Raw genomic sequence first — 17308 nt, forward strand, 5'->3', positions numbered from 1 at the left:
TGACTGTGGCGAGGGGATTCATCCCCGCTCGGCTGCGCAGCAGTCGTAAAACCGGTACACGGGATTTGCCTGTAGAAACCGGTTCTCAAGGTTTGGGTCTGCTTCGCAGCCCAACGGGGATAAATCCCCTCGCCACAAGGGTTCTCATTGCCACAGGGGATCTCATTGCCACGGTACCCATTGAAGGGAGCACTCGGTTTTGAATGGAATGATGATTGTGGCGAGGGGATTCATCCCCGCTCGGCTGCGCAGCAGTCGTAAACCGGGCACACGCGATTTGTCTGGAGAAACCGGTTCTCAAGGTTTGGGTCTGCTGCGCAGCCCAACGGGGATAAATCCCCTCGCCACAGGGGATCGCATTGCCACAGGGGATCGCATTGCCAAAGGGGATCGCATTGCCACAGGGGATCGCATTGCCACAAGGGATCTCATTACCACAAGGGCTCCCATTGCCACGGTGGATTGTGGGGAGGATGGACGATGAGTGCATTGCCTTACGCCTGGGCCAAGGCGCAGCGCATTCTTTTGCGCGATGGCGTGCTGACGGTGTGCCCGTCAACGCCCGGCTGGTCGATCAGCGAAGTGCGTCGGCAGTTCGGTGCGACGCGGATCGAGCGGGTGCGCGATGACGAGCTCGACGGTTTGCTCGCCAGCGCTTACGCCGATACCGGCAGTGCGGCGGCGGTGGTGGGTGCTGCGGAAAACGAGGTTGATCTCGATCGGCTGATGCAGGACATGCCGGAGATCACCGACCTGCTCGACACCCAGGACGGCGCGCCGGTGATTCGCATGATTAACGCTTTGCTCACCCAGGCCGCGCGCGATGAAGCCAGCGACATTCATATCGAACCTTTCGAAACCCATTCGGTGGTGCGCTACCGCGTCGACGGCACCCTGCGTGACGTGGTCTCGCCGCGCAAGGCGTTGCACGGTGCGCTGGTGTCGCGGATCAAGATCATGGCCCAGCTCGACATCGCTGAAAAACGCTTGCCGCAGGACGGTCGCATCGCTTTGCGCGTAGCGGGGCGGCCGATCGATATTCGCGTTTCAACGGTGCCCACCGGCCATGGCGAACGCGTGGTGATGCGCCTGCTCGACAAACAGGCCGGGCGCTTGCATCTGGAAACCTTGGGCATGGATGCGCAGGTGCTGGCCAAGCTCGACCACCTGATCCGCCAGCCCCACGGCATCGTGCTGGTCACCGGGCCGACCGGCAGCGGCAAAACCACCAGCCTCTACGCGGCGCTGGCGCGGCTGGATGCGAGCACCAGCAACATCCTTACCGTGGAAGATCCGGTGGAATACGATTTGCCGGGGATCAGCCAGATTCAGGTCAACGCCAAGATCGACATGACCTTTGCCCTCGCGCTGCGGGCGATTCTGCGGCAGGATCCGGACATCATCATGATCGGCGAAATCCGCGATCTCGAGACCGCGCAAATCGCCGTGCAGGCCTCGCTCACCGGGCACTTGGTGCTGGCGACGCTGCACACCAACGACGCGGTGTCGGCGGTCAATCGCCTGATCGATATGGGCGTTGAGCCGTTCTTGCTCGCGTCATCCATGCTCGGCGTCCTCGCGCAACGTCTGGTGCGGCGCCTGTGCAATCAGTGCAAACAGGAAGATCCGGCCACGCCCGGCACCTGGCGCCCGGTGGGCTGCGCAGCGTGCAATCACACCGGGTACAGCGGCCGCACCGGCATCCACGAATTGTTCTGCATCGACGACGACATCCGCACGCTGATCCACCAAGGGGCAGGGGAGCAGGCCCTGCGCGCGGCGGCGGCGAAAGCAGGGATGTTCAGCCTGCGTGAGGACGGTGAGCGCTGGATTCGCAGCGGTGCCACCGCGCCGGAAGAAATCCTTCGCGTGACACGGGACGCCTGATGAATCGCTATCGCTTTGAAGCGGCGGATGCCACCGGGAAAATCGAGTCCGGGCACCTTGAAGCGGACAGCCAGAGCGCAGCGTTCAGTGCCTTGCGCGGACGTGGCCTGACGGCGCTGTCGGTGCACGAGGAAAGCAACGTCGCCCGACACGGTGGCGGCGGTTTGTTCAGCGCCAGACTCTCCGACAACGACCTCGCCTGGGCCACGCGGCAACTGGCGAGCCTGCTCGGTGCCAGTCTGCCATTGGAAGCAGCACTGAGCGCCACAGTCGAGCAGGCCGAGAAAAAGCACATCGCCCAGACCCTCAGCGCCGTGCGCGCCGATGTGCGCAGCGGCATGCGTCTGGCGGAATCGCTGGCGTCGCGGCCACGGGACTTTCCCGAGATTTACCGCGCGCTGATTGCTGCTGGCGAAGAGTCCGGCGATCTCGCCCAGGTGATGGAACGGTTGGCCGATTACATCGAGGAACGCAACAACCTGCGCGGCAAGATTCTTACCGCGTTCATCTATCCGGGCGTGGTCGGGCTGGTGTCGATCGGCATTGTGATTTTCCTGCTCAGCTATGTGGTGCCGCAGGTGGTCAGCGCGTTCTCTCAAGCGCGGCAGGATTTGCCGGGGCTGACGCTGGCGATGCTGACGGCTAGTGATTTCATTCGCGCCTGGGGGTGGTTGTGTGCGGCGCTCATGGCCGGGACGTTCTGGAGTTGGCGTCTGTATTTGCGCAATCCGGCGGCGCGCTTGAGCTGGCATCACCGGGTCCTGAAGTTGCCGCTGTTCGGGCGTTTTATCCTGGGATTGAACACCGCGCGATTCGCCTCCACGCTGGCAATTCTCGGCGGCGCCGGCGTGCCGTTATTGCGTGCATTGGAAGCGGCGCGGCAGACCTTGTCCAACGACCGCTTGAGCCTGAGCGTCAGCGAGGCCACGGCGAAGGTGCGAGAAGGTGTCAACCTCGCCGCCGCGCTGCGCGTGGAGAATGTCTTCCCGCCGGTGCTGATTCACCTGATCGCCAGCGGCGAGAAAACCGGCTCGCTGCCGCCGATGCTTGAGCGTGCGGCGCAGACGCTATCGCGGGATATCGAACGGCGCGCGATGGGCATGACCGCGCTGCTCGAACCGCTGATGATTGTGGTGATGGGCGGGGTGGTGCTGGTGATTGTGATGGCGGTGTTGTTGCCGATTATTGAGATCAACCAGTTGGTGCAGTAGCCAAATTTGATGTTGGCCGGGCCGGCCTCTTCGCGAGCAGGCTCGCTCCCACAGGGGAACGCATTTCAACCGTGGGAGCGAGCCTGCTCGCGAAAGCGCCAGTCCCGACAACACAAAACTCAAATATTTTGCACCGGCCTGACCCTCACCCGAGTCCCGATCCCGCCATCCTCGGGTTCTCCATTCTGTCATCTGCAACCACCCGCCAACGGCTCCAGCCCGATTCAGCCAAACCCCCGATCCAGACGCGCCGCAACCCACCGCAAACACCCGAGAAATCCCCCCAAAAATCTCCCCGCAGCTCCCGAGGTTTTTTCCTTTATCTGTCACCGGAAGCTGCGAATTTCTCCCTGCGGCTCCACTGCGGTGGACCCTCCCGGTGTCATGCAAGCCTTCCGAAACCTGTGTTCCCAACCAAGTTGAAAAGGAGATTCTTCATGTTCAAGCGCACTCTGATCGCCGCCTCACTGACCGTCGCCGCTCTGGCTTCCGCCCAGGCCATGGCCGTAACCGGTGGTGGCGCCTCGCTGCCTGCCGCGCTGTACAAAGGTTCTGCCAACAGCATCCTGCCAGCCAACTTCAGCTACGCCGTGACCGGTAGCGGCGTCGGCAAAAGCGCTTTCCTGACCAACAATGCCGCCCAGTTCAGCACCACCGGCACCGTGCATTTCGCCGCCAGCGACTCGATCCTCAGCGCTTCGGAACTCAGCACCTACACCACCAACTTCGGTGCTTCGTACGGCCCGCTGATCCAGCTGCCATCGGTGGCCACTTCGGTTGCCATTCCGTACAAAAAATCCGGTCAGACCGCGCTTAACCTGACCAGCGCTCAACTGTGCGATGCGCTGTCGGGCACCGCCACCACTTGGGGCGCTCTGCTGGGTAACGCCGACAGCACGCCGATCCGTGTGGTTTACCGCAGCGTGTCCAGTGGCACCACCGAAATCCTCAGCCGTCACCTGAACTCGATCTGCCCGACCAAATTCGCCGTCAACTCCACCTTCACCAACGCTCGTCTGCCGGCCGGTTCCGCGCTGCCATCGACTTGGGTCGGCGTAGCCAACACCGCTGATGTGGCCACTGCGGTGAACGCCGTGGACGGTTCGATCGGCTATGTGGGTCCGGACGGCGTGAACGCCACCAGCAACGCTGTGGTTGCCCGCGTCAATGGCGTCCAGCCAACCAACGCTAACGTGACGCTGGCGCTGAGCACTGCACCGGTGCCAAGCGCACCTGCCAACCCGGCTGGCTGGGCCCCGGTCGTGCCTAACCCGGCAAGCGGTTACCCGATTGTGGCTTACACCAATTTCATCTTCGGCCAGTGCTACAAAGATGCAGCCGTGGCCACCGCCGTGCGCAACTTCCTGACCACCCACTACAGCAACCCGGGCAACAACGTCGCCACCGTCGCCCACAGCTTCACGCCGGTTCCCAACAACTGGAAAACCGCTGTGACCGCCAACTTCATCACCAACACCTCGGGCAATAACCTGGACATCAACAACGCCAACGCCTGCAACGGCATTGGTCGTCCTTTGTAAGCCTTGTCTCAACTGCAATGAAACGGCAGCAGCCTTCGGGCTGCTGTTTTTTTTTGCCGATTTACTCCTCGAACATGAAGTTTGTGTGACATCCGTTCGGTCGTGAGGCTCGCCAACTGCCTATGTCGTAACAGCAGGGCTGATCCGACCTGCCACCCAAAAGGACCTGTAGTGATGCTTGCTCGCACCTCCCGTCACAGTAACCGTATCCGGCCGATCAAACGTGGCGCGGGCGATCCCGCACAGTGGCTGCTCAAGCCATTGGCGCAAGCCGTCGCCTTGTGTCTGGTGGCGGGCAGTGCCGAGGCGGCAACAGCGTTCAGTTCCACCTGGTTTGCCGCGAAGGGCGCAGCGCAGCAGGCTTCGGCGTCGCGTCCGGGTGGGAGCGGTCTGCCGGGGATGACCCCACCGCTGGCACAGCAGCAACGGGCCAGCCAGCAGTTGCAGCGCTCTTTGCAGACGCTCAATAACACCGTGGCAGCGATTGCCGCTCAGCAGGCCGCACAAGCCGCTGGACGTGCCGCCGCATTGGGCAGTGTGCAAGTGGTACCGGACGGATTGGGCGAGGGCGGCCTGAAGGTCGATAACAGCCTGAGCCAGGGCTGGATGAACGCCAAAGGCCCGCAACAGACCCAGGCCGACGGCAAGACCACGGTGAAGATCGAGCAGACCGCCGACAAGGCGATTCTCAATTGGGAAACGTTCAACGTCGGCCGCAATACCACAGTGGAATTTGCCCAGCAGGCCAACTGGGCGGTGCTCAATCGCGTCAACGATCCGAGCGCACGGGCCAGCCAGATTCAGGGGCAGATCAAAGCGGACGGCACGGTGATGCTGATCAACCGCAACGGCATCGTCTTCAGCGGTGGCAGCCAGGTCAATGTGCGAAATCTGGTAGCGGCAGCCGCGAACATGACCGATGCACAATTTCGCGATCGGGGTCTGTATTTCGACAGCACTGGCAGTCAGCCAACCTTTACCGACGCTGCTGGCAAAGTCCTGGTGGAGCGTGGCGCAGCCATACAAACGCATCAACCTGCGCTGTCCACCGACGCTGGCGGCTATACCTTGCTGCTCGGCCAGGACGTGCACAACGACGGCTCGATCAGTACGGCCAAAGGTCAGACGGTGCTGGGTGCGGGGGACCGTTTCTATATCCGCAAGGGCTCGGGCACCGACGGCAATGGTTATTCAACCACCTTCGGCAGTGAGGTCATTCCCGGTTTCAAGGCTGACAGCTCGGGCAAGGTCAGCAACACCGGCCTGATCCAGGCATCCACCGGCGACATCACCCTGACCGGCCGCGACGTTGTGCAAAACGGTGTGCTGCTGGCGAGCACTTCGGTGGCGACGCGCGGCACCGTGCATCTGCTCAATCCGGCCAGCGATGCCCAAGGCCGTGTGACCCTGGGCGAAAATGGCGTCAGTGCGATTCTGCTCGACAGCAGTGATCTCACCGCCCTGGACAGCCAGCGCGAGGCGGCGCTGACCGGCGTCAATGCCAACAACCGGATCCGCAGCGATCAGTCACGCATCGACATCGGCAGCGGCGGCACCGTCGAATTCAAAAGCGGCTCGATCACCCTTGCCACCGGTGGGCAGGTGGCAGTTGCCGCCGGACAGCGCAGTCTATTGCGCGAGGGGGCGGTGATCGACGTGTCCGGCGCCCTCGGCGTCAAAGTGGCGATGGCAAACAACAACATCAAGATCAACGTCCAGGGCAACGAGCAGCGTGATGCGCCGGTCAATCGCGAGAACGGCGCGCTCAACAGTAACGACATCTGGGTCGATGTCCGTGAGCTGGTATTCGTGCCGGCGGGCACCAACGGTTACGCCACCGACCGCTGGTACACCGCCGGTGGGTTGTTGGAGGTCGGCGGATACCTCGGCACTCAGGGCCATGGCGTTGGGGAATGGATGGCGCAGGGCGGTGAGGTGCGGTTTTCCGGAAAGGACGTGATCAGCGAAAAAGGTTCGCTGATCAATGTGTCCGGCGGCACGCTTGATGTGCAGGGCGGCGAGATTCGCCAGAGCTGGCTGCGCGGTGCGGACGGGCGGTTATACGAAGTGTCGCGTGCGCCGGGCGATATTCTCTACAACGGTCTTTACAAAGGTTACGAAAGTCACAGCGAGCGCTGGGGCCAGACGGATTATTTCTATAGCCCGCTGATCGCGCCGACGCGTCGTCAGGAATCGGGTTACACCGTTGGCCGGGATGCCGGCCAGTTGGTGATCGCCACGGGCAACGCCGTGCTGGATGGCCAGCTGTTGGGTGAGGTGTTTCAGGGCGAACGGCAAATCCAGGCACCGCGGGCAGGTCTGGACGGCTATGCCCAGACCCAGACCGCCCGGGCGCAGCGAGGGCAGTTGGTGGTTGGCAGTTACGATGCTGCTTATGTCGCTGCCAGTGCCGGCCTGCTCTATCAACTCGCCCCGTTGCTCGATCAGGTGCAAGTGGGGGGCGCGCATGCCAGCGTAGCGAACGCAGGGCTGACCGACTCGGTCGCGGCAGAACGCGCAGGCAAACTGTTCCTCGATGCCGGGCTGCTCAATGGTTTCGCGCTGGGTGCGCTGAAGATCTCGGCGAAAAACACGATTGAAGTCAATGAAGGCGTGACGGTGGATCACGGTGGCAACATCACCCTGTTCAGCCCTGACGTGCAGGTCAATGCCGATCTGATTGCGCAAGGCGGCAGCCTGCAATTGGGCAACGTTTTGAACCAGCTCGCCACCGATCGGCGTGATGACACCAGTCTGCAGGTTTCAGCAGGCAAGCAAGCGCGAGTGACGGTTGCGCAGGGTGTGCAGCTGCAGACACGCGGTCTGTGGAGCAACCTGTCGAGTAACCCGGACGACGCGGGCGGCCTGGCGTACCTCAATGGCGGGACGGTGTCGATCCGCAGTACCGGCGACATTCTGCTGGCCAGTGGCAGTCTGGTCGATGTTTCGTCGGGCGGTGCGGTATTGGCCAACGGCAAGACGCGTGGCGGCAAGGGTGGCGACGTGACGCTTGAATCCAGCGCCAACAGTGCGCCAGGCCTGTCGCGCATGGTGCTCGATGGCGAGGTGCAGGGCTATGGCGTGAACGGCGGCGGCACCTTGACCGTGCAGGCCAGCAAGGTGCGGATCGGCGCTTCCGGCGAAGTGGCCGAAGAACAGACCTTGCGCCTGACGCCGGAGCTGTTCCGCACGGGGTTCAGCGCCTACAACATCATCGGTCTGAAGGGGCTGGAGGTCGCCGCGCAAAGCGCGATCGATGTGCAGATGCCGGTCTATCGATTTGGCGAATCCGCCTCGACCATTGTGTCCGGTATGTCGCCGCGCGCTGCGCTGGAGCTATGGACGCCCGCGCTATTTCAGGAAGACCCGCTCAAGGGCGTCTTGACGCAAAGGGCCGGCGCTTCTGTCGCATTGCAAGCCGGCGCGACGCTTGCTGGCTTGATTGATCCCGCCAGCAGTCCGTTGTCGATTGGCGAAGGCTCACGGATCAGCGTCGATCCCGGCCAGCGCATCGGTTTGCGCGGGGCAGGCCAGATCACGCTTGATGGTGAACTCAACGCCTGGGGCGGTGTTGTCGATATCCGTCAACAGCAGTTCGGCGCGATTGATGTGGCGACGTCCTTGCAAGAGGCCGATCCGACCCCGCACAACCGTTCGATCTGGATCGGTGAACATGCCTTGATCGATGTCGCCGGTCGTGCAGCGACCGCTGTCGATGCGCTGGGCCGCGTCTACGGCCAGGTTGGCAAGGGTGGCTCGATCATTGTCGGTGGCGAGATTGATGTGAAGAAAGTCACGGCGACCGCTGCCGATGCTTTCGTCATCATCCGCAACGGTGCGCGACTGGAAGCGTCCGGTGCGCAAGCCGTGCTCGATAGCGGTGGGCAAGGCCCCGCTCGTGTGGCCACCGATGGCGGACGGATCACCCTGAGTTCCTACAATGGTCTGTTCATCGAGGGCAGTCTGCAGGCAAATGCTGGCGGTGCAGGTGCGGCGGGCGGGCGTCTGGAGATCGCTCTGGATACACCGGCGTACGGTCCCGCGAACTTGAGCAATGCGGTGCGCGTGCCACGTGAACTGATCATTGCCCAAGGGCCTGCGCCGGCACTGCCGCAGCCGCTGCGAGCGGGAGAGGCTTCGCCACTTTTACGCTACGGGCGTACACGCTTGAGTGCCGATCAGCTTATGAGCGGTGGCTTCGACAGCGTGAGTCTGCTGAGCAACGGTCTGATGACGTTCGACGGCGATGTCGACCTGCACATGGGACAGGGCCTGAGCCTGTTCGCCGGTTCCCTTTCATTGGCCGAGTCGGCGAGTGACAGCGCCCGGGTCAACCTCAGCGCACCTTACCTGCGCCTGTCAGGGCTGGGCACCTATTTCAGCTCGGAAGTCAAAGTGCGTCCGCGGGTGATGAGCAATCCGACAGCGCAGTTGTCCGGCGCGCAATTCACCGCCAGCGCGAACCTGCTGGACGTGGGCAACTCGCTTTCATTCGGCACCGAAGGGACGCTCGTGCAATCGGCCGCACCGGCGCTGGCGGTCAGCCGCCGTGGCTTTGGTCTGGTCACGCTCGACAGCCAGGGCGACTTGCGCTTCCTCGCGCCAACCGATGAACAGCAGCGCAGCCGTCTGTGGACTGCGGGTGACATGCACATGCGGGCTGCGCAGATCTACCCGGCCAGTGGCGTCTCGGCTGAGGTGCGAGTGGGCTATCAAAGTATGGCCGGATCGGTGCCGGAGCATACGTTGCGTATCGGCAATCACGGGGCGGCGCCGACCGCTTTGCCTTACTCGGTGTTCGGCAGCCTGACACTCAGTGCGGGACAGATCGAGCAGGGCGGCGTCATTCGTGCGCCTTTGGGGCTGATATCCCTGGGTGATGACATCATCGTCAAAACCCGTGAACTTCACCTTCTGCCGGGCAGCGTGACTTCAGTCAGCGCCGCCGGACTGGTCATGCCCTATGGAGGAACCACCGACGGTATCGACTATCGGTACAACGGCAAGTCGGTAGTGTTGAATGGCATTGCCGGAGCGACCTCCGGGGTCATCCTTGATGCGCAATACACCAATGTGCAGGCCGGGGCGCTGATCGACCTTTCGGGCGGCGGCGATTTGCGCGGTGCCGGTTTTGTCTCCGGACGAGGTGGCTCCACCGATGCGCGTTTCAATCCGCTGGTACGCAATGCCACAGATGGCACCTTCAGTTTGCCGGGGCTGGCCAATAACCCCGTGTATGCAATCGTGGCCGGTGACCAGAGCCGCTATGCGCCGATGCTGGCCGAGGCCGGCGCGGTCGACCCGCGTATCGGCCAGCAGATCACCCTCGGGACCGGCGTTGCCGGACTGGCACCCGGCACCTACACCTTGTTGCCATCGACCTTTGCCTTGTTACCGGGCGCCTTCCGGGTCGAAATCAATGGTCAAGCGATTGCGGGGCCGATGGACAGTGCGTTGAAGTTGCGCAATGGCTCCTGGACCACGGCCGGACAGCTGTCGATTGCCAACACCGGTATTCGCGACAGTTTGCTCAGCCAGGTCATCGTGACGTCTGCCGATGTGCTGCGGCGCTATTCACAGTACAACGAAACCGGGTTCAGCCAATTTGTGCTCAACGATGCTGCCCGCCGCGGTCTGCCGCGCGCCCGCACACCGCTGGACGGCAACACGCTGCACCTGCGCATGGTCAGTGGCGGCGAGCACGACTCAGCCCTGGACTTCAACGGGCAGGTGCTGTTCAAACCTGCCAGCGGCGGGGTCATTGGTACGGCGGTCGTTCAGGGCGGTTATACCGGCGCAGAGTTTGAAATTCTCGGTGCCGGGCATACACGAACGCCAGGGTTCGACGGTGTATCGCTGTACGCCGACACCCTCAACCGCTTGAATGCCGGACGTTTGACCATCGGTGGCACCCCAACCGTGTATTACGGTGCGGAGGGCGGCTCGATCAAGGTGATCGGCAATACCTCGGCGATTCGTCTGCGCGAGGGCGCGATCCTCTCGGCGCCAGAGGTTGTGCTGAGCAGTAACAGCGCCAATGGCGGCATCACCATCGATGCGGGAGCGGGCGTCAATACCTTGGGGCGAGGTGACGTCCCGTATGATGCCGCAGCCGGTTTCGTCTACGAACCGGGGCGCTCCAGCCTGCTGGTGGTGTCCAACGGCTGGACGCCGGTGCTTGCGCCCACCGAAGGCGGGGGCGGGAGCATTCGTATCGGCAACTGTCCGACGGCCGATTGCACCGCTGCGGCGTTGCTGTACTCCAACGGCAGCATCATCGCCGCCACTGACAAAGACTTCGAACTGGGCGAAAGCGTGCGCTTTGGCACTCGCCAACTCGGGCTTTCGGTCGGTGTGGTCAATGCCGGCAGTTCGCAAGCACTGGCCGCAGCCAGCGGCCGCACACCCGCGGGCCTGACGCTTAACCAGAACGTGCTGGATCGCCTGTTGCAGGGCGACACGCAATCTGGCGCCCCCGCCCTGGAAACCCTGAGTCTGGTGGCCCGCGATGCGTTCAACTTTTTCGGCAGCGTGACCCTCGACACCATTGATCCGCAGACCGGCCAGAGCCGTTTGCAGAATCTGGTGTTGGGTAGCCCGGCCATCTACGGCTCGGGCGCTGCCACCGATGTCGCGACGATCCGCACCCGCAATCTGATCTGGAACGGGGCGACTCAGGCCCCGGGTACGGTGGTCAAGGACGGCGCCGGCAACGGGCACGGCACGCTGGATATTCAGGCACAGCGGATCGAATTGGGTTATGGCCCGAACCCGCAGCCCAATGGCCTGGATCGCAATAACCGACTGGCCCTGGGGTTTGCCAACGTCAACCTCAACGCCAGCGAGCGCATCACCGCCAACCACAAGGGCAGTCTGGCGGTGTACGAATCCCAAGGGGCTTATGACGCGGTCAAGGGGTTCAGCTACAGCGGCGGCAATCTCAATCTGCGCACGCCATTGCTGACCGGCGAGGCCGCCTCGGTCAGTGAACTCAAGGCGGGCAACAACCTGAATCTGAGTGGTAGCGCCACAACGGCTGCCGCGGATGCCCTCGGTGCGCAACTGAGCCTGACGGCACGCAGTGTTGTGCTCGACAGTCGCATCGTCCTCGCCAGCGGCAAGCTGCTGGTCAATGCCGAGGATGATCTGCTGCTTGGCAGCGGCGCGCAGGTGGACATGGCGGGCCGGGTTCTGCCGTTCAATGATGTGCAGAAATACAGCTGGGGCGGCGACGTGTCGTTGCAGAGCAACAACGGCAATATTCGACAGTTGGCGGGCTCGCGCATCGATCTTTCCGCCGTCAACAATCAGGCCGGGCAATTGAACGTTGTGGCCCTGGCCACTGACGCTGGACAGGTTGATCTGCAAGGGCAGATTGTCGGCAGCAGCAGTGGCTATTACGACGCGGGCGGTACGTGGGTGCCGTACAAGGCCGGTGGCGTGGACATTCGCGCCCAGCGCCTGGCGGGTGATTTGAGCGAGGCCTTTGCCAGCCTTAACCTGCGCTTGAATGCCGGCGGGGTAGTGGGCAGTCGAAGCTTCCAGTTCAAGCAGGGCGATCTGCGTATCGGTAACGAACTCAAAGCGGGCCAAGTCAATGTCTCGGTGGACAACGGCAACCTGACCGTGGACGGGGTGATCGATGCCAGTGGTGAACGGGTCGGCAGCATTCGCCTTGCTGGCAAAAACGGTTTGAACCTGACAGGCAACGCGCTGCTCGATGCCCATGGCCGCGTACTGCGCGTCGACAGCTACGGCAAAATCATCGACGCACCGAACCGCGCCATGGTTGAACTCAATTCAGGTGACGGCGTGCTGACGCTGGCCGCTGGTGCACGGATTGATCTGCGTCACGGCACCGATGCCGTGCCTGGAAACCAGGCGGGACAAAGCGATGACGTGTTGCGTGGGACGCTGGAGCTCAATGCACCGCGCCTGGGCGGCGGTGACATTGCGGTGGATGCCAGCGGTACGTTGAGTATTCAAGGTGCCCGCTCCATCGGACTGAATGCCGTGCGAAGTTACAGTGATGCTGCCGATGGCACCGATCCGGCGGCCAGCGGTCGCCCGTATCAAGTGATCGATCAAGCCTACCTGGATCGCATTCACTCAGACAGCAGCGGCTTTATCGATACGGCGCTGGGTAACAGTGATCTGCTACAACGCAAACTGGCCGGCCTCAACAATGCGACCTATGACGATGCGTTTCATCTGCGCCCGGGGGTGGAAATCGTCAGCAAAACCGCTGACGGCGATCTGGTGGTGCAGGGCGATCTCGACTTGTCCGGCTACCGTTACGCCAGCCTCAACCCGCACACTCGCCGGACCTCGGTGTATGGCAGCGGGGAAGCGGGCAGCCTGTTGATCCGTGCCGGTGGCAACCTCGATATCTACGGCAGCATCAACGACGGTTTCGCACCGCCGCCGGAAACCGTGGACGACGCTGGCTGGAAACTGTTGCCGGGGATACAGCCTTTCGGCGGTGACCTGATCGTACCGGGCAGTGGTGTCAGCCTTGCCGAAGGGACGCTCTTTCCGGTTGGCGCCACCTTGAATTACGACCTGCCGATTCAAGCCGCCACACTGGCCGCGGGCACGGTGTTGCCGGTTCAGAGCACATTGGCCGCACCTTACGTGTTACAGGTTGGAACGGTGCTGGCCGGCGATGTGCATGACGCGGCGGGTAACCTGATGTATGCCGCCGGTACGTTGCTCGACAACGCTGTGACCCTGCCGGCCGGCAGTCGTTTGGGTGCAGGTATTCGCTTGAACAACGCCACCGCACTGCAGGCCCTGCTCTGGCCCAAAGGCGTGCCGCTGCCGGGTGCGGTTGATGCCGACAATAAAACGGTGGGTGTTGTGTTGAACGGAACGTTGGCGCTGTTGCGGGGTTCGCTGATCCCCTCCATGACCAACGTGAAGCTCGCCGATGGCACGGTATTCCTCGACCTGCGTCCTGCCAATGGAAACCAGCAAGGTCGTAACTGGGCGATCGCCAGCATGCTGCCGGCGGGCAGTGCGTCGTGGTCGATGCGCATGGTGGCAGGGGCCGATCTGACCGCGGCCGACAGCCGTAGCGTGAAACCTCAGGCCAGCGTTGGCAACTTGCAGATGGCCGACACTCACTATGGTGTGAGCATGATCGAGGTGGCCGGCAAACTGGTCTGGGCGGTGGATAACGAGTATGGCTTTACACCGTACGAACCGGTTCCCGAGGAATACCTTGTGCTCTGTGATATCGCTCCCGGTTCTTGCGCGCCCATGGCGCGCAGTGTGTGGGCGCCTGGCAACTGGATGGGCATGCCGGATTACACACCGATGAACGATGACGAATTGTTCTGGTGCTCCATCGACCCGGCACTGTGTATTGAAAACAATCCGAGCAAGAGCGCCCAGGCCCACACGCAGATGTTCAGCGTTTTGCGTACTGGCACCGGCGACCTGGATTTGATGGCGGCCGGTAACCTCAGCATGGCCTCACCTTTCGGCGTCTACACCGCCGGCACCCAATCGGCAGACGTCGACGCGCGTTATAACCAGCCCCGCGGAAGGCTGTCGGCTGATGGCTCGGTATTGGGCAGCGCTGGCAGCGATTACGAAAAATGGGTCGATGGCGGCAGTGCCAACCTCTATCAGGCCTGGTATCCGCAGATGGGCGGTAAACTGACGATCAATGCCGGCGGGTCTGTGTCGGGTGACGTGCTTGGCCGTCGCTCGGTCGCCACGGGCGACGGCACGCGGGAGCAGGTGCCGAGTGTGGCGGTGGGCAATTGGCTCTGGCGCCAGGGCACCGGCAACAACGATGTACCGACTGCCTGGTGGATCAATTTCGGCAGCTACGCTGCGCAGCCATTGCCAGCGCTGGGCGAGGAAACCAGACCTTATCTGGTAGGCTTTACCGGGTTCGGTACGCTGGGCGGCGGCAACATCAGTCTGAGCGCCGGCGGGGATGCTGGCATGCTCAAGGCCATGGGCGACGACAGGTATGCGTCGTACCCTCGCAGTCAGGGGTTGATCGTAGCTGTCGGCAGTACGGGCCGCGTGGGCAGTGACGGGAAGCTGCAACTGACCGGTGGCGGAGACCTGGATATTCGTCTGGGCGGTGTCCTTAATCCGTCTCTGCAGGCACGTGCCGGCCTGGCCGGTACCGGCACGCCGACACACGACTTGCAGGGCGCGCTCATCAACCTGCGCGGTGCGGCGCAACTGACGGGCGCCGCGTTGGGCGGTATCAATCTGCAGTACGGCGCCTCGGCGCTGTTTCATGACCCACGGGAAACGCGCGCCTTCGACCCGTTCAACTCGACGGCCAGTAATGCCAGTGGTGGGCTGGTGCTGATTCCCGGTGACTCCGGCATGCGCCTCAACACCCGCGGCGATCTGGTGTTGGGTGGCGCCGCCGATCCGGGCCGCGTGAGGTTGCAGAACTCCACACCGTTTACCACGGCGGATGGCATTTACCATGCCGGTGGCGGTTTGAGTGGTTTCTCGCTGTGGACCGATCACACGGCCATCGATTTGTTCTCGGCCGGCGGCAACCTGACGCCCAGCACCCAGTTGATGGAAACCACCGGGCAGGACCCCGTCGCCGGGCTTAACGGGTCACCGACCGATGACCGCTTCGTCTTTCCTTCGATATTGCGTGCCGTGGCCGGCCAGGGCTCGATTTATGCGGGACCATCAGCGGCCTACGGCATAGGCAACCCGGCGCCGGCTCTGGCCTGGTCATTGCTGTTGGCACCTTCCAGCGCGGGGCAGCTTGAACTGATCGCTGGGGATTCGATCTATGCCGGCGGCTACGCCATCAACCAGTCAGGGGCCAGCCCGGCGGCGCTCGCCACACCGTTTGCACCCGCGTTCAATGGCTACGGCAACAACCAGTCCGCTCGGCCGATCACGACCAACGCCGGCAGCGATGGTGTGCTGGCGCAAACCAATTCGCGCTATCCACTGTTTGCCTTTGGTCCCGATAGCTACTCGGGGTTGAGCAGTGTTCAGGGGCCGGCGCGCTTCTATGCACTGACCGGTGACCTGGTAGGAATTCGCACGGGCGAAACGCTGGCGTTCGCGACCACGAAGCGCACCTGGTATGAATCGGCAGGCCCGGTGTGGATGGTGGCGGGGCGTGACATCGTGGCGTCCGGTACCAATTTGGGGCAACCCACGTTTGCGCCCGTTGGGGGCATGAGTCGCAATAACGAACAGATCGCGTCTACCGGCAATCTGTTCGTGCATAACGATGCGCGCGACATTTCGCGGGTTTCGGCCGGGCGAGACATTCTCTACAGCAGCTTCGACATTGCCGGCCCGGGTGTTCTGGACGTCAATGCCGGGCGCAATATCCTGATGGAGGATCGCGCCAGCATCACCAGCCTCGGCCCTGTCGTGGCAGGTGATCAGCGCCCCGGTGCGAGCATCGTGATGCAAGCGGGTGCGGGCGCGCAGGGGCCGGATTACTCACGGTTCATTACGCGTTATCTGAACCCGCAAAACGTAGCGGATTCAGCGGTGGCCCTCAGCGCGCAGCCGGGCAAAGTGGTCAAGACCTACGTCGAAGAACTGCAGAGCTGGCTGAGCCTGGGTTATGGCTTCAAGGGTAGCGACGAACAGGCGCAAGCGTTCTTCGCCGCACTGCCGAGTACCGAACAGGCGATCTTCGCCCGCCAGGTGTACTTCGCCGAATTGCGTGCCGGTGGCCTGGAATACACCGATGCCGACGGCCCGCGCACTGGCAGTTACCTGCGCGGTCGCAACGCCATTGCGGCACTGTTCCCGACCACTGATGTCGCCGGCAATCCGATCCGTTACGACGGCGATATCACGATGTACGGTGGCGCCGGGGTCAAGACGCTGTTTGGCGGCGATATCCAGATGCTCACACCGGGCGGTGGCCAGGTGTTCGGCATCGAAGGCGCGGCGCCGCCGTCGACGGCGGGGATCATCACCCAGGGTTCGGGCGACATCCAGCTGTACTCGCAAGGCAGCATTCTGCTTGGCCAGAGCCGGATCATGACCACCTTCGGCGGCTCGATTCTCGGCTGGTCCGCCGAGGGCGATATCAACGCCGGTCGCGGCTCGAAAACCACCGTGGTCTACACCCCGCCAAAACGTGTCTACGACATTTGGGGCAACGTCACGCTGTCGCCGTCGGTGCCGAGTACCGGGGCCGGTATCGCCACGCTCAATCCGATCGCCGAAGTGGCACCGGGCAACATCGACCTGATTGCGCCACTGGGCACCATCGATGCCGGCGAGGCGGGGATTCGCGTGTCAGGCAACGTCAACATCGCCGCGCTGACGGTGGTCAACGCCGCGAACATTTCGGTGCAGGGCAAGGCAACCGGCGTGCCGGTGGTGTCGGCAGTGAATACCGGCGCAATCACCTCGGCCAGTTCGGCAGCATCCTCCGCGACCCAAGCGGCGGAAGACGTCGCCCGGCAGCAACAGGCAGCGGCGCGGCAGAACCAGGCCTCGGTGTTCACTGTGCAGGTGCTCAGCTTCGGCAACGAGCAACTGGCACCAACGCGCGATGGTGCCAGTCGCACGCCGGCGACCGGTTATAACCCGGACAGCCCGGTGCAGGTGCTCGGCGCCGGGGCATTGGATGAACAGGCGAAGCAGCAGCTGACCGAGGAGGAGCGTGGGCAGCTGACGTTGTAAAAGACTCTC

Annotated in this window: 4 protein-coding genes; all 4 read left to right on the top strand. The window is 62.9% G+C overall.

What is annotated here, in order from left to right:
* Positions 1-480 precede the first annotated feature (480 nt).
* The 4 genes from gspE (at position 481) to D8U82_RS02160 (ending at position 17299) form a co-directional block, all read left to right on the top strand.
* On the top strand, positions 481-1887 hold the full coding sequence (gspE, locus tag D8U82_RS02145; RefSeq protein ID WP_122881681.1) for a type II secretion system ATPase GspE: 1407 nt from the start codon (positions 481-483) through the stop codon (positions 1885-1887).
* Positions 1887-3098, top strand: a complete 1212-nt coding sequence (gene gspF / locus D8U82_RS02150) for a type II secretion system inner membrane protein GspF (protein ID WP_130901565.1) — start codon at positions 1887-1889, stop codon at positions 3096-3098. Before gspE ends, gspF begins: the two co-directional genes overlap by 1 nt.
* 437 nt (positions 3099-3535) lie before the next feature.
* On the top strand, positions 3536-4639 hold the full coding sequence (locus D8U82_RS02155; RefSeq protein WP_125927549.1) for a substrate-binding domain-containing protein: 1104 nt from the start codon (positions 3536-3538) through the stop codon (positions 4637-4639).
* Between the two features lie 174 nt (positions 4640-4813).
* On the top strand, positions 4814-17299 hold the full coding sequence (locus D8U82_RS02160; RefSeq protein ID WP_130901566.1) for a filamentous haemagglutinin family protein: 12486 nt from the start codon (positions 4814-4816) through the stop codon (positions 17297-17299).
* The last annotated feature ends 9 nt before the right edge of the window (positions 17300-17308 follow it).

The organism is Pseudomonas sp. Sample_23 (assembly GCF_004307595.1).
In the GTDB taxonomy this organism is placed as follows: Bacteria; Pseudomonadota; Gammaproteobacteria; order Pseudomonadales; family Pseudomonadaceae; genus Aquipseudomonas; species Aquipseudomonas atacamensis.